The following is a 23,146-nucleotide window of genomic DNA, read 5'->3' on the forward strand; positions in this document are numbered from 1 at the left end:
TCACCGCTCCTGGCGCCCCGTGCTCAGCGGCTGGGCGTTGGGGTCCTGGCGGATCGTGTTGATCACGTGCGTCGTGACCTGCGAGCGGTTGCCCGCCAGGTCGTAGGCGATGCGCACGTCCGCGCGGCCGTCGAACACCGCGCGCAGCCGGTGCTGCGCGTCGTAGACCAGGTGGTTGTCCTGGTAGACCACGTTGTCCAGCACGCCCGAGGACAGCAGCGTCTTCTGCGCCAGCTTCTCGGCCACGCGGTTGCCTGCCAGGTCGTAGCTGTAGCTCGTCGTCTGGCCCAGGGCGTTGTCGCGGATCTCGATGAGCTGGCCTGCGCCGTCGTAGCGGTAGTCGATGTTCTTGCCCGCGCCGTTGCCCTCGTGCACGAGGCCGCCTGCGCGGTCGTAGGTGTAGGTGGAGTCCACCGTGCCCCCGCCCGTCTTCGATTCCGTGCGGCCGATCAGCCGGCCGAAGGCGTCGTAGGTCCAGGCCTGGTTCATGCCCGCGGCATCGCTCTGGCCCACCTTGCGGCCCAGCGCGTCGTAGCGGTAGCGCATCTGGTAGGCCAGCGGTGCGGCCGGACCGCCGCTGGCGCCCGCGTCCGCCCCCGTGTCCTTGACCGTCTCCTGCCCGCTCAGCACCACGTTGCCCGCACGGTCGTAGCGGTAGCGCGTGGCCTCCTGGTTGCCGTTCACGGTGCGCACACCTTGCGGCCCGCCTCGTCGTACTCGGCGCGCTCGAGCTCGCGCATCGCCACCTGCTCGGCCATCGCCATGCCATTGCTGGGGTGGACGTTGGAGGTGAGCTGCACCGGGTTGCCGGTGATGCCGACCACGCCGTTGCGCAAGGCCTCGCCCTGCACCAGCGTGGTCTTGGTCAGGCGCGACATCCGGTCGTAGTCGTAGCCCGTCACCGTGGTGCGGCCCGAGTCGGCATCCACCAGCTCGGCCGACGAGACCTTGTCGCCGAAGGCATTGAACGCGTTGTCCAGGCGGCCTCCATCGGCGTGGCGCTCCTGCACCACGTTGCCGGCCAGGTCGCGCACCTGGGCATTCAGGTTGCCATTGGCGTCGCGCAGGCCCACCTGCCGGCCCAGCGCGTCGTAGTAGATGCGCGTGCTGGCCCACGACTGCGCGAAGTTCGCGTCCTCGTGCAGCCGGCGCTGCTCCACCACCTGGTTGTTCGCGTCGTAGCGCAGCTCGGCCGTGCGCACCCGCTTGCCTTCGCCCAGGCCTTGCGTCTCGTCGATGGCGGTCACGTTGCCCCAGCGGTCGAATTCGCGCGCCGTGACCGGGCGGCCGCTCATGTCTCCCTGTGCGGCCGCTGCCGCCGTCTGCGCGCGCAGCGGCGGCAGGTAGGCGGGGGTCTTGTCCGTGACCGCCACCGCTGCATTCATGCCCGCAGCCGGCACGGTGATCGTCACGTCCGTGCGCGCCAGATAGGCGCTGCGCCCGCCCGAGGCGGGATGCTCCACCTCGATGCGGATCGTGTAGGTCGCGCCCGGGTTGAGCCCGTCGAGCACGATGCCTTGCAGCGCGGCGCTGCCCTGGCGGAAGAGGTAGGGCGCCGGCGTGCCGCCGGGAATGCCCGGCGAGGCGGTGATCTTCACGCGCGCGCCCGCCTCCTGCTGCGGCCACTGCAGCACCGCGTGGTCGCTGCCGTCGATGACCGCGCGGCCCATGCCCACCCCGGCCAGCGTCTGCGTGGCTGCCGTCGCTGCGCGCAGCATGAAGCTGGAGATGACCTCGTATTCGCTCGGGCTCGTGAAGTAGTCGCCCAGGCTGAGCGTGCCCTGGGCGTTGCCGTTGTAGACCGCATAGAGCGCCGTCGTGCCCTCCACCGGCACGCTGGAGATGAAGCCGTCGTTCTGGTAGGCGTTCTGGTACCAGGTGTTGGGGGCGAAGTGGAAGTTCGAGTCGTTCTGGGGGTCCGCGTAGATGGGCTGGTAGCTGCCCACGTCGGCCGGATTGGCCGTCAGGCGGTACACGACGTCATTGCCGTACTTGTACTGGTAGAGGCGCTGGTTGCTCCCGGTGGGCGAGATCTGCACATAGCCCAGGATGCCTTCCCGCACTATGGCGGGAGGTGATCCCGCGGCCGCATCCCGCGCGATCCGGTCGTCTAAATTGGCGATCACGCCCGCATCCGCCGTGGAGAGGTGGTGGCTGTTGCCCTGGTAAGGGAAGTAGTAGCGCACCAGCGGCTTGCGGTCCGGGGCCGGCTCGCTCCACAGGTAGCCCACGAGGCCCAGATTCGTGACGTTGTTGTTGGCCATCACGATCGCAGGCGTCGTGTTGGCCAGGGCCGCGTTCTGTGGAATCACCATCACGCCCTTGGCGCGCTGGGCGGTGCCGCCGGCCGCGTTGGTGACCACGATCTCGTATTCATAGCTGCCCGCGGCCATGTCGAGCGCCGTGCCCTGCATGCCCACGCCGAAGCCGCTGGTGCGCCCGTCCCCATAGGCATAGAGGCCGTTGCCGACAGTGCGCGAGCCCGTCCAGGCGGCGCTGTCCTGGGGGCGCCAGCGGAAGACCACGCTCTGGTCCTGCGCCGGCTGCGGCCACTGCAGAACCTGGTAGGAGGTGCCATCGATGCTGGCGCGCGCCGGTGCCACGCCCTGCAGTCTTGGGGCATTGTCTGCATCGGGCGCACCATTGGCCCCGAGCGCGAAGGTGCCCGAGCCGACCTCGCGCACTTCGCCGCCCTGGACATTGGTGATGCGGTATTCGTAGCCGCCGGGCGCCAGGCCCAGTTGGCCCACATCGATGCGGTGCGCCGAGCCGAAGGTGCGCAGGGCGGCGCTGCCGAGCGTGCGCGCCTCCCATTGCGTGCCGCCGGCCGGGCGGGTTTCGATACGCAGGCTGCTCACCACGTCCTGCGGCAGGCTCACTTCCAGGCTCTGCGCCGTGATGGCGCCATAGAGCACCGTGGTGCGGCCGATGCCGCCGGTGGTGGCCGAGCCGCTGCTGGCGTTGCCGGTTTGGCTGACGGAGCCGCCCCAGGAGGCGCCGGAAGATCCCTGTGACTGCGACTGAGCCTGTTGTTGCTGCTGCGAAGGCGGCAGGCCCTGCAGCAGCGCGTTGCGCTCGCTGACCGAGGTGGTGTAGAGCCCGTCTTTCCATTCGGCATCCCCGTTCGCCGAGCGGTGGTGCTGCAGCGCGTGCATCAGGGTCATGCCCTTTTGCGCCATGGCCGCGGCATCGGCGCCGGGGCTGCCGACGTAGCCGTCGATGCCGCGGTCTTCCCAGCCACTGGCCAGCAGTTCGCTGCGCCTTTGCGTGCTGCTCGTGTAGACCGAGATGTCCGTGCCCGCCTTGCCCAGGCGGTAGAGCGCCGTGAGGCCGTCCGCCGGGGCGCTTGCGACGTAGCCCGCGATGCCTTCGTCGAGCCAGCCCATGCGTTGGTTCAGCAGCGCATCGCGGTCGGCCGGATTGGCGCTGAAGAGGTGGGTGTCGTTGCTGCCGTTGTAGTAACGGTAAATGGGCTTGCGGCCCTCGCCCGACTCGTTCCAGATGTAGCCCGGGCTCGCGGCTTCGCTCCAGGGCAACTGGCCGGTGGTGGCCTTGGGCTGCGCCACGTCGTAGAGCGTGGCCCAGTTGCCGAAGATGTCCAGCTTCTCGACCTTGATACCCTGGATGGCGCTGATGCCCTTGGCGATCCCGGACTCTCCGGAGAGCGGCGATTGCCATTTGAAGGAATACCCTGTGGCCGCCTCTTCCGCGCTCACCACGATGTTGCGGGTGACGGATTTCGCGGGGTTGCCGTCCGGGTTGTCCTGGTTTTCGTTGACGTACTTGGCGGAGAGGTACTGCAGCGTGATGCGCACGTCGCCACTGCCCAGGTCCTGCAGCGAGCGCCATACCAGGTCCACCTGGTTGCTGCTCTTGTCCACCCGGTTGTCGTTGACTTCGCTCTGCGTCATGACGGCATACACGAGGTTCTGCCGAGTGGTGATCGCCATGGCCCGCTCGCTCGCCCGCTCAGGCGCGAGGGTCTGCACCAGCCGCCCCAGCAGGTCGTAGCGCATGTCCGTGCGCCGGAACTGCTCGGGCGCATTGGCCTGGGCACCCAGTGCCGCCAGCGCATCGCCGAAGTCTTCGAGCTTGAGCATGCCCGAGGCCACCAGTTGCACCGTCTGGCGCCCCTGCAGGTCGTAGGCCATGACCTTCATGACCCCGTCGCCCGCGTTGCTGCGCCACACCCGCCCGGCGTTGTCGTAGTCGTATACCTCGTCGCCCTGCAGCGCCTGGCCACCGTCCAGCACCCGCTTGCGGGTGACTTCGCCGAAGGCGTTGTAGGTGAGTTCCGTGTCGCCCAGGCTCAACTGGCCGGGGTCGGTGTTCTTTTGCAGCGGCGCGTAGGTGTGCGTCTGCCGGCCCAGCGTGTCGTAGGCATAGGCACGCCAGAGGCTGTGCACCTGCCTGGCGCCCGCATCGTCCACATAGGTGACCTTCTGCCATTCCTTGGCAAGCCGCCCCTGCGCGTCGTAGGCGTAGTAGTGGCTGTTGCCTTGCGCATCGACGGTCTCCAGGGTGTGGCCCTGGGCGTCGAACCGGGCGTAGCTGGTGCGGTCGCTCGCGCTGGCGCTGCGGGTGTAGTCCGATCCATCGGCCGACACCGTCGCCCCGCCGGCGTACTGCGTGGTCGCCACGGCGTTGCCGTGCGCGTCGCGCCGGTATTCGGTGAGCGGCGCCACGGGCGCGCGGCCCTGGCCGTTGGCGGCCACACCCAGGTTGATGGCCGGCGTGATGCTCGCGCGCACGCGGCCCAGCACGTCGTAGTACTGGTAGGTGGTGCCGCCTAGTGCGTCGGTGGTGCGAACGAGGTTGCCGAGCGCGTCGTAGGCGTACTGGGTGGCGAGGTCGCCCGTCCTGCTCTGCAGCACGCTCTCGATACCGGAAGCGCTGGCGTTGGTGGCCGTGTAGCCCACGCCGCGCCGGGTCTCGGTGGTCTTGCGGTTGAGCAGGTCGTAGGCGGTGTCGGTCACGCGGTCGCCCGCGGCCGTCTCGGGCGTGCTGCCCGGCGCCGTGCCGGCGCGGGCATATTCCACGTGCCGCACGACGTTGCCCGCCGCGTCGTAGGTGTCGCTCGTGGCGTAGCCCATTGCATCGGTCGTGCCCACGCGCCGGCCCAGCGCGTCGTAGCCGTAGCGGGTGGTGGCCCAGAGCGCGTTGCCCACGTTGGTCGCCACCGTCACGAGGTTGCCCAGCGCGTCGTAGCTGTTGCGCGTGGTCTTGCGCCCCGCGCCCTGCTCTGCCGTGCTGCCGTTCACGGAGAAGACGTAGGGCTCCTGCACTTCCTGCGCGCGGCCCAACCGGTCGTAGCCGGTGAGGATGTCGCGGTCGGCGCTGCTGGCGCGTGCGGCCACGGCCTGGCGCACTTCGTCCTCGCGCATGAGCACGCCGTCTGCGCGCGTGGCGATGTTCTGCGCGTAGCGCACGAGGCGCTCGGCCTCACCGAAGGCGTTGCGCGTATAGCCCGTGACGTAGCCCAGCGCATCGATATCCCAGGCCACGTGGTTCGCCCGGTCGTAGGCCTTGTAGCTCCACGCCGTGCTGCCCGCGGCCCGCCCGGCCACGGCATTGCCCAGGGTGTCGTAGCGCGTCTCGCTGCTGATCTCGGCGATCGTGGTGTCGGTCCGGGTCCCGGCGGCATTGCGGCCGTTGTCCAGCAGCGCCGCGGCGCTCTCGCCCTGGTAGACGGCCACCGGCGGGAAGATCGTCTTGACCTGCCGGCCCAGCGCGTCGTATTCGTAGCGCGTGGTGCGCGCCTCCGGCAGGCCCGCGGCTTCCGTGCGCGCGGTGAGGTGGCCCAGCGCGTCGTAGTCCATGCGCGTGACCACGCTCGCCAGGACCTCGTTCTGGCCATCGAACAGCTTGACCTGCGGCGAGGTCTCTTGCGTCAACTGGCCGGCCGCGTTGTACGCGTAGGTCCAGGTGCTGCCCGCCTTGTTGGTGAAGCGCTCCTTGCGGCCCGTGCCGTCGTATTCCGTGGTTTCCTGCTTGCCGGCCGCGTCGGTGCTCGCGATCAGGTTGCCTGCGGCGTCGTAGCGCAGGCTCTCGGTGCGGTCCGCCCCTGCCGTGGCCGTGGGGTTCGGCATGAGCGCGAGGTCGATCTCGGCACGGCCTCGGCTGTGGAAGTGCTCGTTCGTGCCGTTCGCGTTGAGCTGGTAGAGCGCGCCGTTGTCCTTGCCCGGGGCCACGTCGATGTAGCCCATGATGCCTTCTTCGGTCCAGCCCAGTACGTTCTTCGCGTAGGCGCGCAGGTCCTCGCTGGCGGTGTAGAAGTGGTTGGTGGAGGTGCCCGGCGGGCGCAGCCGGTAGAGCGGCGCCGTGCCTGCGGAAGGGGCGCTCTGCAGGTAGCCAACGTCGCCTTCGGCCTGCCAGCCGTTCTGCAGTGCCCAGTCGCGCTCGGCCGGGTCGCTCGTGTAGAGGTGGTCACCGGGGCCGCTCGTGCGGCTGAGGCGGTAGAGCGGCTTCCTGCCCTCCCCGCCCGCGGTCTTCATGTAGCCGGTGATGCCCTCCTCGATCCAGGCGTCCGCGCCCTGCGTGCCCATGTAGGTGGTGCGGTCGGTGAGCCGGCCCACGCCGTCGTAGACGTAGCCCTGCAATTGGCCGAGCGCATCGCGCGTGAAGCGCAGCCGGCCCGCGGCGTCGTAGTAGTTGCGCGTGGTGCGGTCCGCGGCATTCGCCGGCAGTGTCTGCGCGATGGCGCTGCGGCTGAGTTCGCCCGCCTGTGCGCGCTGGCTCTCCAGGTCGGCGATCTGGCTGCCCGTGAGCGCCGTGGCGCTCTGGCGCACGCGCAGCAATTGGCCCGTGCCGTCGTAGAAGCGTTCGGTGGCGCCGCCTTCGGCGTCGATGGTGAGGGTCTCGCGTCCTGCCCGGTCCAGGAAGTGGCGCACGGTGCGGTCGCCGCTGCTTGCCACCGACGTGGGTTCTGCCAGCAGCGCCCCGCCCGCCTGCGCGCGGCGGTAGGCGTCGGCCGGTATGGCCAGGCGCGTCTCGCGCAGGAGGCGCCCGGCTGCGTCGTAGCCGTAGGTGGTGACCGCGCCGCTCGCGTCCACTTCCACCGTGAGCCGCCCGGCCGCGTCGTAGACCTTGCGCACGAAGGCGTCCGATAGGCTTGCCTGCGGCACGGTGATGGGGCCGTTCTGCATGCCGGTGTCGCCGATGGGCGTGGCGTAGCGCGTGCTCTGCAGCAGGCGGCCGTTTTTGTCGTAGAGGTACTGCGTGACGCCGCCCGCGCCGTCGGCCATCAGCGCGAGGCGCCCGGCCGCGTCGTAGCGCATGCGCGTTTGCTCGTCGCGCTGGGCGTCGTAGAGGGCCGGAGCACCGCCCGTGCCTTCCACGCGCTGCGCGAGTTCGGCCTCGCTCGGCCGGGCGGACAGCGGCTGGCCCGTGAGGTCCAGCCGCTTCGTGTAGCGGATGCGCTGGGTGACGTTGCCGTTGCTGTCGTAGCGCTGGGAGACCACTGCGCCCGTGCCGTCGATGCTGTAGCGCACCCGGCCCAGCGCGTCGTAGACGGTGCGCGTGACCCCATCCGGGGAGTTCGTGGGGTCCGTGCCCGGATTCGGGTCGGTGCCCACGACCCACTGCGCCATGTCCAGGCGCTGGGCGTGGGCCCTGCGCCCGACCACCCGGCCCGCGCCGTCGTAGTCGAAGTGCACCACGTCGCCTGCGCCGTTGACCGTGGCCGTGACGCGGTTGTCCGCATCGTAGACGCGGTGTTCGGTCTGGTCCTTCGCGGGCTGGACGGTTTTCAGGCCGTCGAGCTGCCCTTCGCCCACGGCGAGCGGCAGGCCGTCCACGCCCGCCAGCGCCTGTGCGTAGCGCGTCTGGCGCACCACGCGGCCCGCTGCGTCGTAGGCGGTCTCCGCCAGGTTGCCCGCAGCGTCGAGCACGAAGCGCTGGCGGCCTTCCTTGTCGTAGGCATAGCGCGTGACGTGGCCCTGCGCATCGGTGACGCTCGTCACGTTGCCCGCGGCGTCGTAGGAGTAGCGCTTGGCAAGGTTGAGGCCTGCGTGCGTGGCCGTCGATGGGTCCACGACCTCCAGCACCCGGCGGCCCAGCGTGTCGTATTGATAGGCGGTGGTCGTGCCGTCCGGTGCGGTGACGCTCACCGCATGGCCCAGACCGTCGTAGGCGTAGGTGGTGGACAGCGCCAGCCCTGCGGGGTCCACCACCTGGCGGATCAACTGTCCCTTGTTGTCGTAGCCGAACTGCGTGACCACGCCCTGTGCGTCCGTCACGCTCAGCTGGTTGCCCTGCGCGTCGTAGCTGTAGCGGGTAATGAGGTTCAGGCCGCTCGGGTCCACCGTGCGGGTGAGCACCCGGCCTGCCGCGTCGTAGGCCAGCGCGGTCTTGACGCCGTTGGCGTCCGTCGTCTCCACCAGCCGGCCCCCCGCGTCGTAGCTGCTCGCCGTCCGTGTGAGCGCCGTCTGCACCGCCGTCTGCCGCCCGTTCGCGTCGTATTCGTAGCGCGTGACCGCACCGCTGCCGTCCTGGACCGAGACGGTCTGGCCCAGCCGGTCGTGCACTGTGCTGACACGGATACCTTCCGGCGTCGTGACGGTGACGCTGCGGTCCTCCAGGCTGTAGGTGTAGGTGGTCGTATGGCCCAGTCCATCGGTCTGCGTGGCGGTCCGGCCGAAGGCGTCGTAGGCGGTGGTGCCGGTCGTCCGGCCCAGCGCATCGGTCGTGGCGATGAGCCGGCCCACGCGGTCGTAAGTCTGCGTGCGCACCTGCCCGAGTGCATCGCTGGTGGCGATGGCTCGGCCGAAGGCGTCGTAGGTGATGGTGCTGGTGAGGCGCAGTGCGTCCGGATCCTGGATGCGCTGCACTGCCAGACCTCGGCGGTCATAGGCCGTGGCCACGGTCTGCGCGGTTCCTGTACCCGCAGCTGCCGTGAGACGGACTTCTTCCCCGAAGGTGTTGTAGACGTAGTTCCTGGCAAAGCCCTGGGCATCGATGGATTGCGCCAGCGTGCCGGTAGTGCTGTAGCGGTAGCTCACCGTGGTGTCGGCTGTGGCGCTTTGCGCCTGTGCAAGGGCTGCCAGCACGCCCGCGCTGGCAAGACCGCCCGAGAGCCCGCCGGCGTTGGCCAGTGCCAGGCGGTCTGCGCGGTTTGCCCGGCGCGTGCTCGAAGCGACCTCGCCGAACGCGTTGTAGCGTGTCTCGGTGACCTCACCCATCGGATTGACGGTATGGGTCAGGCGCCCCGCTGCGTCGTAGAAGAACAGGGTCTGTTGGCCGTTGGGGTCCGTGGTGCTGCTTCGCCGGCCGGCTGCGTCGTAGGTGTGCCGCAGGCCGTACTGCTGCCAGATGGCCTCGGTCTGCGCGCCGCCCGCGCTGGCGGCCAGGAGAGCCGCGCCCTGGGCCGTGAGCTCACCGGTCAGGCGGCCCTGGGCATCGTAGCGGGCCGTGATGGCACGCGTTTCGGAGGCGCCCGCCGCCTGCACGGTCTGCGCGAGGCGGCCCATGCTGTCGTAGCGGTACTGGGTGGTGGTGCCTTCGGCATTGACCGATGCGCTCAGCCGGTTCAATGCGTCGTAGCTGCGCGTGGTGACCTGGTCCTGTGCAGAAGCAGCAGGCAGGATATCCGTCAGCCGTGTTGCTGCCGTGACCTGCGCTGCGGTGATGGCGGTCACCGCATTCGCATAGCGCCGCACTGCCGCCACGTTGCCGTTGGCGTCGTAGCTGGTTTGGGTGAGGTTGCCCTCGGCATCGAGTTCACCAATGCGCCGACCCTGCACATCGTAGAAATAGGCCGTGTGCGCATCGCCCGCTCTGGCGGTGGGCCGCAGTGAAGACAGCGAATTCGAGCGCACTGCCGCGGCGGCGGTAGCGCCTCCCGCCACCGGCAGGGCGTACCGTACGCTGCCGATCATGCGGGCGGCCGCGTCGTACCGGTACTCGGTCAGGTAGCCCTCCCCGTCCACCGTGCCCAGCAGCAGGCCGTCCCGGCTGTGGATTTGCGCCAAGGTCCGATCCAGCGTGCTGCGGGTCAACGGCGACAGGGCTTCGCCTTCCAGCGCATGCCCCGCCAGGACCGCGGACGCGCTGCCGGCATGGCCCGTGTCGCCGAGGTAGACGGCGCGGAATCGATCCAGTGCCGATGGGGGCGCATCGGTGGCCAGCACGGCCAACCCGTAGACGAGATCCACGGTACCCAGCGCGGTGTCACCGTTGTAGAAGGTGACCCGTCCGCCCGGCTGGCCGCCCGATACCTGCGCACTGAGTAGGGTGCTCAGTCCCTGCTCCGTGCGGTTGGTGGCCGCGCCGAGCGCCACCGCAGTCGGCGCCTGCCCGGGCGTGATCGTCAGCCGGAATGCCAGCAGTGCCGCCGGGGACGAAGCATTCGCCCCGTAGCTGACCGTGAGCTGGTGGCTGCCGACGGCCAGATCGCGCGTGGACAGCGTCGCGATGCCGTTCACGACGCGCGCCGTGGATAGGGCGGTGTTGCCGTCGACCAAGGTGACGATGCCGTCGGCCATGCCCCCCACGGCGAATGAAACAGCGCCGCCCTGTTCAAGGGTATCGCTGGATGCGAGGCTGAGCGAGACACCTGCAGCTGCGGTGACGGTCTGCGCCAGAACGATGGAACCGCTCGCGCTGTTGAACGCATCCCCGTCGTAACGGGCACTCAATTCATGCGTGCCCAATGGCATCCCCGTGACGACGAGGCTGGCGACGCCGTTCACCACCGCAGCCGTGCCCAGAACGGCGCCGGCCCGCAGGAAGGTGACATTGCCACCTGGTTGCCGGCCCGTGACCCGCGCGCTCAACGTCACCGCGGCGTTGCTGCTCACGCTCGGCGCCGAGGTCTCCAGGGTGATGCTGGTGCCAGCGGCCAGCGCAGCCGAGGCCTCCGTCTGGGAGGTGCTGGTATCGAAGCCCTGGAACCCGGAATAGACCGCCGTGAAGGTGCCCGCATTGGCCGGCACGTCCGTGAGCGTGAAGCGTGCCACGCCGTCGGTGGCCTGGACGGTGCCGAGCAGTGTGCTCCCTGCGTAGAAACGCACCGCACCGGAGATGCCTGCAGCACGCCCGCCGGACGTGGTGGTGGCGTCCAGCACCAGGGGCGTGCCCGGTGCCCGCTGGCTGTGGGATGCGGTCAGCACTGTTTGCGTTGCCATGCCGGTCACCACCAACGGTGCCGCAGCGCTCTGGCTGGCAGGTTCCCGCTCGGCATTGCCGGAGTAGGCGGCCGTGATGGTGCGTGTGCCCACGGGCATCGCGGTGGAAACCAGTGTCGCCACGCCATTGGGCTGCACGGTGGCCACGCCGACCAGCAGGTCTCCGGCGTAGAAGCTCACGGTGCCGGCGTTGGCGCTGCTGTAAGGGGCCGTGGCGCTCAGGGTGACGGGGCTGCCGTACACGGCGCTCGCCGGCGAGGGCGCGGCGACCACGACGGTGCTGCCGCCCCGCAGGCTGAGCGCCAAGGGTTCGGAGGCCGCCGCAGCGTTGTTGGCATCGCCGGTGTATCGCGCCGTGATGCGCACGGCCCCTGCCGGCAGCGTGACCGACAGGGTGGCCACTCCATCCACCACGCCGACCGTTCCACCGCCGATGGGGGCATCGTTGTTATAGAAAGTGACCGTGCCGCCCGGCCGCAGCCCGGCGACGCGAGCGGCCAGGGTGACCGTGACTTCGCTGGCGGAGCGGCTCGCCACGGTGGCCGCGAGCGTCAGCCCGGAACCCGCGGCGGTGACGGCTCCGCTGACCGCCGATGAGGTGCTGGACGCGGATTGCGCGTCCCCCGTGTAGACCGCACGCCAGGCGTGCGCTCCGACCGGAAGGTCTTTGGTCGTCCACGTCGCGACCCCGTTGACGAGCGCTGCCACCCCCAGGGCCTGAGTGCCGCTGAAGAAGGTGACGAAGCCCGAGGCCCCGCCCGTCACGGTGGCCGTGAGCGCGACTTCCTGCCCGCGCGACGTGGATGCGGACGACACCGCCAGCGCGGTGGTTGTCGAAGGCAGGCCGCCCGGCGCTGCCCCGACAGGCAGAACCATCGGTGAAGAAAAGCCTGCTGCGTTGTTCGCATCGCCTTCGTAGGTGGCTGTGATGCTGGCCATGCCGGCGGTAGTGAGGCCGCGCGTCGTCAGGCTGGCCACGCCGTCGACTAGGGTGGCCGTGCCCAGCACGGCGCCGCCGCTGTGGAACGTCACCCGGCCCGTGGCCGCCGGCTTCGCGCTCAGCGCCACCAGCGTGCCCGCGCCGTCCCGGAACTCCAGCCCGGACACCGCCGAGCCCGGCGCATAGAACGAAGAGTCCAGGTACAGCGGCTGACCGATCTGCGCCGTCTCGCGCCGCAGCACCACGCCGTTCTTCGCATACGACACGGCCCCTGCGTCGTAGCCCAGCGCCAGCACGTCGCCGGCCACGATGGTGCCCACGTTGGCCACCAGCACGCCATCGCGGTACAGCTCCACCGTGCTGCCCGATACGTGGATCGCCCAGTCCAGCGACGCCAAGCCGTTGTCCGACGCCGGGTCGGTGTTGAGCCCGATCACGTAGTTCTGGTCCGACTGCCCGCCCACCGTGAAGCGCACGCTCGCGCCACCTGCGTAGCCCACCACGCTGCGCACCGAGGCATCCCACTGGCTTGCCGTGCCGGTCTTCTTGACCGCCCCGCCTTCGAACGACACCCCCGTGGCCACCACGCTCGGCTGGGCGTTCATGCGGGCCGTGAGGGTCACCGCGTCGCCTGCGGCGACGCTCGTGGCGGACGCACCCAGGCCGATCGCATCGTTGACCGCCACCGCCCGGGCGGCCGAGGTCGCCGCTGGGTTGTTCGCATCACCGCCATAGACCGCCGTGATCTGCGCCGTGCCCTGGGCCGCCAGTGCGCTGGTCGTGAGCCGTGCCACGCCGTTGACCACGCTGGCCGTGCCCAGCACCTCCCGGCCGTTGAAGAAGGTCACCGTACCCGTGGGTGCGGCTGCCGCGTTCAGTGGCACCTCCTGGCCCGAGCCGTTCTTGAACTTCAGCCCCGTGATCGCTCCGCCCGTGCCGTAGAAGGAGGTGTCCAGATACAGCGGCTGGGTGATGTTGGCCGACTCCTGGCGCAGCACCGTGCCGTTCTTGCGGTAGCTCACCACCCCGTTCAGGTACTCCACGCTCAGCACGTCGCCCGTGGTGTACGTGCCCAGCGAGGCGACGCTCGCGCCGTTCTGGTAGGCGTACATCGCGCCGTCGTAGGTGATGTAGATCGCCCAGTCGATGGTCAAGTAGTTGTCGTTGGTGCCCGGGTCCGTGTTCAGGCCCACCATGATGGCCTTGTTGGTCTGCCCCGCCTTGAAGCTCACGCCCGCCCCGCCGCTCACGCCCACCGTGCTGCGGATGGAGGATTCCCAGTCGCTCGCGCCGCTGGTCTTGGTGACCGTGCCGTCGATGAGCGTCACGCCGTTGGCGATGGCCCCGGCCGGCACCGCCACGCCGTTGACGATGGCGCTGGTGGCACTGTTGACGCTGGCCGTGAGCACCAGGGGCGCGCCCGCGATCACAGTACTGCCCGAGGCCGCCAGCTCCACCGCATCGGACACCTGGACGGCCAAGGCTGCCGAGGCCGCGCCCGCGCGGTTCGCATCGCCTGCGTAGACGGCGGTGATGGCGTGGCTGCCCGCTTGCGTCAGCGCCTTCGTGGTCAGGCTCGCCACGCCGCTTGAGGCACTGGCGCTGCCCAGGTACACCGAGCCATCGAAGAAGCTCACCGTGCCCGTGCCGCTGCCCACATTCGCCGACAGCACTACCGGGTTGCCCGATACGATGCGCGGCGAGGACACCGACAATTCCACGCCGGAGGAAATCGACAGAGAGAATGGCCTGGAAACCGCGCCGCTGGCATCTCCTGTGTAGACCGCCGTGACGTTCGCTACACCGACATTGCGCAGTCCGTTCGTGGTCAGAGTCGCTACGCCATTGGCAAGACTCGCCGAACCGAGAAACGACGTACCGTTGAAGAAGTCCACGCGCCCGGTGGGCGATGCTCCCGATGCTGCAGGAACGACGGTGGCCGTGAACGTCACGGACGCGCCAGCGGCGGCCTGCTGGGCCGAGGCGCCCAGCGCCACGGAGGCAGGGGCGGAAATGATCCGCAGATCCTGCGCTGCGGAGGTCACCCCGGCGTTGCGCGCGTCGCCCGTGTACTGCACGGTGATGGCATTCGAGCCGATGTCCAGCGTTGCAATCGCCAGCGATGCCAGCCCTTGCGAAAGCATGGCCGTGCCGATAGCGGTGCCGTTCGCGTAGAAAGTCACGCTCCCCGTGGGCGGGACCGCGGTATCGCTGCCGGACAGCGTGGCCGTCAGTACCACGCCAGCGCCGCGCACGGCCTGGGTGGAAGAAACGGAAAGCACCATGCGCGCAGCGGCTGGTGCCACCGCGATGCGCGCGGGCTCTCCGCTGGCGGTTGCAGGATTGCCGGCATCTCCTGCGTACAGCGCCTGGACGCTGAGATCGCCTGCTTCGGAGGGGGTGAATGACAGCACCGCCTGGCCGTCGACGAGGGCCGCCGAGCCCAGTACCCGGCCTCCGCTCACGAAGGTGACGGTCCCCGTGGGATGGTTTCCGGTGACGGTGGCCGTGACATTCACGGCGTTGCCCTTGGCGATCGCGGTGCTGGAGACGGCCAGCACCAGCCCGGTGGATCTGGCGACAGGCGTAGCGATGCTGGGTCCATTGGCTACCGAGACCACGGTCGCGATCGCGGACGTGCTTGCCGCATCGGCGGCATCGCCGCTGTAGACCGCACGGTAGCCATGGCTTCCCGCGGTGACGCCCGTCGCGTTGAAACTGGCCTGGCCATTGACGAGCGCAGCACTGCCCAGGCGGGTGTCTCCGTCGTAGAAGGTGACCGTGCCGCCGAGCGCGGTGGCGGGGTCGGCCACCGCCGCGACGCGTACCGTCAACGCCAGCGCTGCGCCCGCGGCGATCTGGACGTGCGAGGTCGCCAGCACGGTGGTCGTGGAGGCTGCGGGCAAAACGGTTTGTGCGAAGGTCGCTGACCGGCTGCCGGCAATAGCGTCGTCGCCGAGGTACACGGCCGTGAGCGAGTGCAGGCCGACTGTCAGGGAGGAGGTGCTGAAAATGGCCAGGCCCTGCGCATCCAGTGCTGCCGTCGCAAGCAGCTCGGTGCCGCGATAGAACGCGATCGAGCCCGTCGGCTGCGTCTGGCTGCCAGGCACGCTCACGCGGGCCCGCAGGGTGAGTGCCATGTTCACGGTCGACGGAGCGGACCCGCTCTCGAGCACGATTTCGCTGGCCAGGCCGGCACGCAGGGTCACCGCCGAAGACGTAGCGGCGCTGGCGTTGGCTGCATCGCCCGAGTACACGGCGGAAATAGCGTGGCTTCCTGGCGTCTGCACATTCCAAACCACCGTGGCGGTGGGGACTCCAGCGACGTTCTGCAGGACACCACTGCCGATCACGGCCGACCCGTCGAAGAAGGTCACCGTGCCGCCAGGCGCACCGCCGGAAACGGTGGCCCGGAGCACCTGCGAGCGCCCCAGGGCGACGGTTCCGGGCAGAGGATCCAGGCCTACAGCGGCGGCTTGCAGCACCGTGGCGGCAACTGCCGTCGAGGTGGCGGCGGCGTGGGTGGCATCACCTTCGTACCGTGCATTGATCGCATGGGTCCCGACGGCGAGTGTGTTCAATGCCAACCGGGCGACCCCGTCAACGATCTGGGCCGATCCGAGGGCAGTGCTACCGCTGTAGAACGTGACCATACCTACCGGCTGGCTCCCTGCAACCGAGGCTTCCAGGGTGAGCATGGCCCCGGCGGCCACCGCCGCAGCGGATGCACGGACGGCAATACCGGTGGCGGCTTTCTGGCCGTTGGCCACGCTCGCAAGCCCTGCTGGCCCCACGGTGAGCGCGCTGCCATCGCCCAATAACTGCGTATCGATGGGCGTCGCCAGCCGGGTCACCGCCACCACCCGCGACGCCGCGTCGTATTCCGTCTGCGTCACCGCTCCGGCCGAGTCCACCTGCCATGCCAGCCGCTGCGCGCTGTCGTACAGCTGCCAGCTCTTGCGGTCGTCCGCTGCCGCCAACGCGTGGATGGCCTCGAGCGTGGGCGCTGTGTTCAGGTCCGAAGCCAGCGTGCGCGCATACGCGATCGTCTGGGCCAACTGGCCGTTGCCGTTGTAGCGGTATTCCGTTGCCGCACCCGTTCCGTCCACGTCGGCCACTTTGCGGCCTGCATCGTCGTACAACAGCCACTGGCGCACGCCGGTAGGATCCTGCGTCATCAGCAGCCGACCGGCCGCGTCGTAGGCGTAGCGCGTGATGCCCAGCGTCGTGCCTGCGCTGCCCTGCAGCACGCTCGTGAGCCGGCCCGCGGCGTCATAGTTCGAGACGGTGCTCAGACCGTTGACCAGCGTCACCGTGGTGGAGGCCGCGCCGTATTCTGTGACGGTGGTGTTGGCGGTGGTGCCGTCGGAGGAGGGTGCCGATGCCACGATCACCCGGCCCAGACCGTCGTAGACATACTGCGTGATGCTGTCCGTGCGCGGCTGCACGGTCTTGAGCAACTCGCCTGCCTGGCTGTAGACGTATTGCGTCACTGCCGGGTCGCTGCCCTCGCCCGCCGCATCCAGTGTGCCGTAGGCGGTGCTGTACGCCACCTGCCCGCGGAAGTCGTAGCGGGTATCGGTCCTCTGGCCGCCGCGCAGGTCCTGCCCTGCCGCCCAGTTGGCCATCTGTGCTTCCGTGGGCACGTCGCTCGAACCGAGCCCGGAGATGCCATACGCCGCTGCCGCATAGGCGAGCGCGGTTACGCGCTGGCCGAGCGCGTCGTAGCGGTATTCCGTCACCCTCCCTTCGGCGCTGAGCACGAAGCGCAGTTGGCCGCGCTCCTGTGCACTGTAGACATAGCGCGTCGTGCTGTCGGTTGAGTTGCTGCCTCCGAAGGTCGGTGCAGATGCGGCGCTGCCGTTGCCGTCGCCCGCGCGCAGGGTCTCGGTGAGCAGCTGGTTGCGCTCGTCGTAGGTGCGCACCAGCGTGTTGCCGAGCGGGTCCACCTTGACCGTCTGGTTACCGTGGGCGTCGTACTGCAGGGCGATGCTGCGGCCGAGCGCATCGGTCATGGCGGTGACGTTGCCCTGGCTGTCGTAGCGGTAATAGAGCTGCGAAAGCCCGGCCGGCCGCGCCTCGGTGATTCCGGTTTGCACCCGCAGCAACTGGCCTCTGTCGTCGTAGGCATAGCGGCTTGCGACGTTCAGCGGGTCTGTCACCGTGGTGGTGCGGGCGGTGGTGTCGTACGCGTAGCGCGTGGTCAGGCCCAGCGCATCCTTCACGCTTGCGACGCGGTAGTCGCCATCGATCAGTGCGTAGCCGATTTCCAGGCGCGTGCCGTCCGTTTGCGAAACGCTCGCCACACGGCGGCTGTCGCCGTCGTAGGTGTAGGTGGTCTGGTAGACCTTTCCGTCAGCGGTGCTGTTGTCGCCCGGGCTCAGGTCCACGGTGACCGTGGCAAGGCGGTTGCTCGCGTCGTATGCATAGCGCAGACGCGTACTGGTGCTGCCGTCCTGTGCCACGACGCGGATCTGCGCCAGATTGCGCCCGGTGTAGTCGTAGTGCGTGGTTTCGCCAGAGGCATCGGTGACGCTGGCCAGCAGACCGTCGGCACCGTACTGGTACCGCGTGATGCTTCCGTGAGCGTCCGAACGCGAGACGAGTCGGTGGTCACCGCTACCCTCGTAGCGCTCCTGCTCGCCGCTGTCACCGTCGGTCCACACGTACTGTCCGCCCGCTTCGTCCCAGCGCAGCGTGTCGTAGGCCCCCACCCCGTCCGTGCCGACATAGAGGCCCTGGGTGGTATCGAAGCGGTAGTCCGAACGGGCGCCGTCACGGGCCGTGCGGCTGAGCACGCTGCCGGCGGTATTGCGCGTACCCGTCAGGCGCAGCGGCTGGTTGTAGATACCGATCGACCAATTGTCGGCATTGTCGTCGTCCAGCAAGCCGCGGCTGTTGTAGGTCCGCAGAACGTCCATTCCCTGACCCTGGCTGGCCACGAAATCGTCCCGGCGCTGCAGCACCAGATTGCCCGTGGCGAGGTTCACGTAGGCTTGTTCCCCGCCCCGGCCCTGTGTGGCACTACCGAATACTCCACCCTGCCCCAGCGTGGCGAATGAGCTAGTGCTGAGACCGAGATTGTTTCCGCTGACGATGGCAACCATTTTTTTGCTGTACCTGTATGGATGGGGCTCCGCCCGACGGCGACGCTGCAGCCCTTCGGGGCAGCGGACCATCGGCGGCTTTTTCAATACATCCAGCGTTTTTGGTTTTTGTTGAGCGCAGATCCCCAAGAGCTCCTCAAAAAATCAGAAGTCTTTTGAAATCAACGGGTTGCAGGCGACTGCATCGCCGTGAATGAAGGAAGATTTCCGACCAAATCACACGGGAAATGCGATACAGACTCAACACTTCCGGTTGGAGGTGGATATATCCATGGCATGGGTATGCTGTTCATGCGCCTATTCCCCCGATCCCCGCCCGATTTCTTGTTTACGACAAGGTGCCCTTCATGCCTTCATCTTCCGAACCGCATTCCCCGACGCTGGAGCGTGCCCTGGCGGCCAGTGCCGCCGGTGCCGCCCAGGAGGCCATCGCGCTGTTCCAGCAAGCTGCGCAGGAGCAACCCGGCTCTGCCGCGCCCCACTTCCTGTTGGGGGCCGAATTCGCGTCGCTCGGGCAGATGGACAAGGCGGAGCAGAGTTTCTGCGATGCAGTCATCCTCGCCCCGGAATGGCCCATTCCCCGGTACCAGCTGGGCCTCTTGCAATTCAGCGCGGGAAGAGTCTCTGCGGCCTTGCTCACGTGGCAACCGCTGCTGGGTCTCGATGAAGGCAACCCTCTGCCGCATTGGGTCCGCGGCTTTTCCTTCCTGGCTGTGGACGATTTTTCCCAAGCGCGCGCCTTCTTTTCCGCAGGATTGGAGCGCAACACCGAACACCCACCGATGTCTGCCGATATCCGCTTGGTATTGGCCCGGATGGACGCTTTGGGGCAAAGCATCGCAACGCCGCCGGCCCATGAGCGGGTTGGTGCGGAAGATGACGCGGATGCCACGCATGTGTTGCTGTCCAACTACCAGCAGCAAGGTCCGGCACACTGAATGGCGAACTGTCCCCTTCCAGCGGCGCAACGGGACATAGTTCCATGACGCGCATTGATCCATTGACGCCATGGGGTGCTCTGCTGCGTGGCCAATTGGAGAATCTGGCCCAGGCGCCCGTCCGTTCCAGACCATCTTCCGGCCAGTCGGCCACGGGCCCGGAATCAAACCCTCAGCGGCAAGTCGGGCAGGACCCGATGGCACTCCGCCTCAGTGCGATCGGCGACGGCGATCCTGATCGCCGCCGAAAGGCCTTCAAGATATTCTTGGAAACCACGTTGGTGAACGAATTCGGGCATGTTCTCCGTGGCTCGACCGATTTCGATTCCCTGGTGGACCAAGTGGCCTCGCAGATGTTTGAAGATCCAACGCTCCGAGCCGCCTGCGAGGTGGCTGCCGATTCACTGCTGTCGGCAGCCCGTACCCCCTAGGAGCGCCGAGCGCTGTCAGCGGCTGGATCGCAGAGCGTTCATGACCACCGTCAGCAGGCTTGATCCATCCGGGGCCGTCTTTCCGGCAAGAAGGCGTTCTGCAAGCCGGGAAAACTGGGCTGGTGCCGTTTCGCCCTGAAGCAGCGACTGGGCAAACCTTCCAGACAGGTTGGCCCCGTCGAGCCGCATGGCTCTGTCGATATGGAGTTGCGCTGCGGGCGCATTCCGTTCCATCGCAAACACGACCGCCAGCCCCCCGTGGCTTTCGGCAAAGTTCCGGTCGAGTTCCAAGGCTTTCCCGAAACTGGCTTGGGCACCTTCCAAGTCGTTCATCATCAACTGTGCCCATCCAAGACCATGCCAGGTCCCGATGTGGCCTGGCATGGCGTGCAGCGCTCTGTCGAACTGTGCTGCCGACTCCTCGAGATTGCCGTCCAGCAGCTCCGCAAAGGCCAAGGCCGACCTTGCGCGCCCATCTGAAGGCTGGCGATCCAGCGCTACCAGGGCGAAATTCCTTGCCTTTGCGGCATCGGCCTTGGCCAGTGCCAGCGACGATTGGGTAACCAGCGCTTCCGTAGTCGGCATGGACGGGTCCCCCGCCAGGTTTTGCAGGGACCAACGGACCGCCTCGGCGCTCTGCCCTGCATCCAGTGCTGCCAGGCTGGCAACACCTGCAGCCCTGCCGTTCAATGCACTCCTTTGCTCGCGTTGAGCGGCCCACCGCGTCGCGCGCTCCGGCTCCCCTGCATGGTGAAGGGCGCGGAGCCACAGCACGTCCATGGCGTCCAAGGTATCGGAAGCGTGGGATGCGTCCATGCGCCGTGCCAGCCGGGCGACACAGGCCGCATGCCGCCCTTCCTGGAAATCGATGAATGCGAGGTTGTGCAGGACCGCATCGGTGAATGCCGGCGGCTGGTTCGGCAGTGTCTGCAAACCTGCAAGCGATTCACTCGCACGTTGCATTTCTCCACGTGCGAGCAAGTACTCGGCGCCGCGCAAGGCCCATGCAAGGGACTCTGGCCAAAGCACCTGGGCATGGCGCAAGTGGGATTCCGCACGTGTCCACGCCGCACACCGGAGCGCCGATGAAAAGGCTTCGGCAAGCAGCGTCTCATTGTCGGGATCGTCGAGCAGATAAGCCTCCAGGCGATCGAGCCGGGCAACGGGATCGGCGGCAGCCTGGGTGGACGGGGAAGAAGTCATGGATTTGAATGGAAGAAATGCAGGAATGTGTGTGCGTGTTCTGTCAGCAGGTGTGCTCACCAAGCGACATCGCAGGCGGGAGCCTGTGCCATGCCCTCGCGCAGACGCGTCAAACCTTGCCGATGCAGTTGGGAGACCCGGCTGCGTGACACGCCCAGCATGCGTCCGATTTCATCGAAGGCGATGCCCTGCAGGTAATGGCAACGAATCACCAGGCGCTCCTGCTCTGCGAGGCGAAGCACCAGATCGCGTAGCAGGCTTTGCCAATGCTGGCCCTCGCGCTTGCGAAAGTAGATCACTTCCGGAGACAGTGCGGAGGGAAGCTCATCCGGCTCTTCGGAACCGATCATGCCGGTGCCTTCCAGCATGACGCCGAGTGCCAACCCGATGCCCACCTCAGCAAGATAAGCCAGGAGTTCACTCGCCGGCCGTGGGGATGCCGGTATATCGCGTTGCACGTCGGCTGCACCAGTCATCAGCGCCGCCGCCTCGGCAGCAGCCTCCAGCCGCTCCTTGCGCAAACGCTTCTGCAGGGCAATTTGCTGGTTCTTCTCCGTGAGCTTCTCGAGTCCGTTCAAAACCGTGCCCCGGATTCTGTGGGCTGCATAAGTCTTGAAATGGGCGCCTTGCCCTGGCTGGTATCGATCGACGGCTTCCACCAAGCCCATGCAGGCCATTTGAAAGTAGTCGGAAAACTCCACCTCGTCGTGGAAGCGACCCTTGAAAAGAACGGCGGCCAGCATGCGCGCGTATGGCAGGTATTGCTCGATCAGCATTGCCCGGGCGTCCGGATCCTCTTGCTCCACCCACCGCATCCACAGTGCATCCTCATCGTCCAAGGATGCTGGTGCTGTGGAGATGGCCAGGGATTCGGCCGCTTGAAGCATACCGATGCCGTTCAGTGAAAGCTGCCAACCAGCGCTTTGAGCAGCAAGCCCCAGCCATCGATGAGGATGAACATGAGGATCTTGACCGGCAGTGCGATCGTGGTGGGAGGCATCATCATCATGCCCAGCGTCATGAGCACGCTGGAGACGATCAGGTCGATCAGCAGAAACGGCAGGAACACCACGAAGCCGATCTGGAACGCCGCGCGCAATTCCGACAGCATGAAGGCGGGAATCAGCTGCACGTTGCTGATGTCGTCCATCGTGCGCGGAGGTTCCGCCTTGGACAGCTCCACCATCAGTGCAAGATCCTGTTCGCGGGTTTGGCGCACCATGAAATCACGCAGCGGTGCGATGCCCTTGGCAAAGCCCTGCTCCATACCCACCTTGCCCGACATGAAAGGCTGCAAGGCTTCGCGGTTCACTTTCTCGAGAACCGGTGACATGGTGAACAGCGTGAGAAACAGTGCCAAACCGATCAGCACGGTATTGGGTGGAGTTTCGTTCATGCCGATGGCGTGGCGCAGCATCGACAGCACCACGATGATGCGCAGGAAGCTGGTGATGCAAACAAGCAGCGCCGGCAGCACGGCAAGTACCGTGAGGCCGATCACGATGCGCAGCGCCTGTGAGGTTTCGGCGCCGTTCACCCAGGCAGTGGTGCCGTTACTTTGCGCCCAGGCCGTGCCTGCAGCACCCAGCAGACACGAAGCAGCGCCGACCAGCAGCAACGCCCTCCGATGGCGCAAAGGCGCTTTCGCCCGGAGATATGCCGGTGCTTGCTTCATGGGAGTTTCTCTCCGAGACCGTGGCCGGGCATTTCTGTTTCCGGGACCGCGCCGTCGGCAAGCACATTGATCGTGTGGGGAGCGCACCCGATCAGGATGCGGCGTCCGTGCCACTGCACTTCATGCACGCTGTGCTGCGGAGTCAACCGGACGCTGGAAACCACCTCTACCGTTCGACCGGTCCGCTGTTGTACCTTTGCAAGCCACTGGCCCAGCGGCCCTGCCCGGACCGCCTGTTTGTCAGGCTGCCGCGTTGCCCGATGTTTGCGCCATACGCCGGCAAACAGCGCAATCAACAGAACGAATACGCCGAGCCAGGCCAGCTCCGTTGCAGGAACGGTGCTTGCCCCGTCGGGCTCCCTGCGCAATGGAATGGATTCCGGAAATGCCATGGCATCACGCTGAGGCGTTGGGCGTCAGGCTGAGCGGCACCGGCAACTCCGTGAGTTTCACGGCGAAACGATCGCCCACGGCCACCAATTGACCCCGCGCCACCACCTGCCCTTCCAGAACGAGATCGACGGCCTGCTCCAGGCTCCGGTCGAGCACGAGGACTTGGTGCGCCTGTGCATTCAGCAACTCGCCCACGGTCAGCGTGGCGGACCCAACGCAGACCTGCAGCGTGGTCCGCAGCTGGTGGAGGGGTTGGAAACTGGGAAGCAGCTTGGCCTCCGGCGGGGCGTCTGCTGCGTGCGCAGGCTCCAAGCCGGGGAGTGCCACTGGGTGGAC

General features: G+C 67.7%; 9 protein-coding genes. 2 read left to right on the plus strand and 7 right to left on the minus strand.

Annotated features, from left to right (window positions below; translation table 11 throughout):
* Together BM144_RS14535 and BM144_RS14540 are read right to left on the minus strand one after the other, a co-directional pair.
* Nucleotides 1–684 carry an RHS repeat domain-containing protein gene (locus BM144_RS14535; protein WP_175526033.1) on the minus strand — a complete coding sequence of 228 codons (684 nt, stop codon included), beginning with the start codon at nt 682–684 and terminating at the stop codon, nt 1–3.
* Nucleotides 681–18,170, minus strand: a complete 17,490-nt coding sequence (locus BM144_RS14540) for an Ig-like domain repeat protein (protein ID WP_175526034.1) — start codon at nt 18,168–18,170, stop codon at nt 681–683. The genes BM144_RS14535 and BM144_RS14540 overlap by 4 nt, the downstream gene beginning before the upstream one ends.
* A 347-nt stretch (nt 18,171–18,517) precedes the next feature.
* On the opposite strand from BM144_RS14540, the gene BM144_RS14545 reads away from it, so the two are divergent.
* Together BM144_RS14545 and BM144_RS22820 are read left to right on the plus strand one after the other, a co-directional pair.
* The gene (locus BM144_RS14545) at nt 18,518–19,108 is read left to right on the plus strand and encodes a tetratricopeptide repeat protein (protein WP_092953517.1); all 591 of its coding nucleotides are present in this window, start codon (nt 18,518–18,520) and stop codon (nt 19,106–19,108) included.
* 44 nt (nt 19,109–19,152) lie between these two features.
* Complete coding sequence (locus tag BM144_RS22820) at nt 19,153–19,539, plus strand: hypothetical protein (RefSeq protein WP_139225729.1); 387 nt, start codon at nt 19,153–19,155, stop codon at nt 19,537–19,539.
* 15 nt (nt 19,540–19,554) lie between these two features.
* Here the strand turns inward: BM144_RS22820 and BM144_RS14555 are convergent, their stop codons facing one another.
* The 5 genes from BM144_RS14555 to BM144_RS14575 are packed head-to-tail and all read right to left on the minus strand — an operon-like array spanning nt 19,555 to nt 23,137.
* Nucleotides 19,555–20,742, minus strand: coding sequence for a tetratricopeptide repeat protein (locus BM144_RS14555; RefSeq protein WP_092953521.1), 1,188 nt, complete (start codon nt 20,740–20,742; stop codon nt 19,555–19,557).
* A 56-nt stretch (nt 20,743–20,798) separates the two neighbouring features.
* Nucleotides 20,799–21,581 (minus strand): sigma-70 family RNA polymerase sigma factor, encoded by a 783-nt coding sequence (locus BM144_RS14560; protein WP_245783670.1) that lies wholly within the window; start codon nt 21,579–21,581, stop codon nt 20,799–20,801.
* Between the two features lie 59 nt (nt 21,582–21,640).
* The gene (fliP, locus tag BM144_RS14565; protein ID WP_217644345.1) at nt 21,641–22,417 is read right to left on the minus strand and encodes a flagellar type III secretion system pore protein FliP; all 777 of its coding nucleotides are present in this window, start codon (nt 22,415–22,417) and stop codon (nt 21,641–21,643) included.
* The gene (locus BM144_RS14570) at nt 22,414–22,809 is read right to left on the minus strand and encodes a flagellar biosynthetic protein FliO (protein ID WP_092953525.1); all 396 of its coding nucleotides are present in this window, start codon (nt 22,807–22,809) and stop codon (nt 22,414–22,416) included. Before BM144_RS14570 ends, fliP begins: the two co-directional genes overlap by 4 nt.
* Nucleotides 22,810–22,813: 4 nt before the next feature.
* Nucleotides 22,814–23,137 (minus strand): FliM/FliN family flagellar motor switch protein, encoded by a 324-nt coding sequence (locus BM144_RS14575; protein WP_245783671.1) that lies wholly within the window; start codon nt 23,135–23,137, stop codon nt 22,814–22,816.
* Nucleotides 23,138–23,146: the final 9 nt, after the last annotated feature.

It is taken from the genome of Paracidovorax konjaci (assembly GCF_900112675.1).
GTDB classification, from domain to species: domain Bacteria; phylum Pseudomonadota; class Gammaproteobacteria; order Burkholderiales; family Burkholderiaceae_C; genus Paracidovorax; species Paracidovorax konjaci.

What these genes read in the sequence shown, in the direction of transcription:
- fliP (WP_217644345.1), bottom strand. Translation starts at nt 22,417, where the DNA reads ATGAAGCAAGCACCGGCATATCTCCGGGCGAAAGCGCCTTTGCGCCAT.
- BM144_RS14545 (WP_092953517.1), top strand. Translation starts at nt 18,518, where the DNA reads ATGCCTTCATCTTCCGAACCGCATTCCCCGACGCTGGAGCGTGCCCTG.
- BM144_RS22820 (WP_139225729.1), top strand. Translation starts at nt 19,153, where the DNA reads ATGACGCGCATTGATCCATTGACGCCATGGGGTGCTCTGCTGCGTGGC.
- BM144_RS14570 (WP_092953525.1), bottom strand. Translation starts at nt 22,809, where the DNA reads ATGGCATTTCCGGAATCCATTCCATTGCGCAGGGAGCCCGACGGGGCA.
- BM144_RS14555 (WP_092953521.1), bottom strand. Translation starts at nt 20,742, where the DNA reads ATGACTTCTTCCCCGTCCACCCAGGCTGCCGCCGATCCCGTTGCCCGG.
- BM144_RS14540 (WP_175526034.1), bottom strand. Translation starts at nt 18,170, where the DNA reads ATGGTTGCCATCGTCAGCGGAAACAATCTCGGTCTCAGCACTAGCTCA.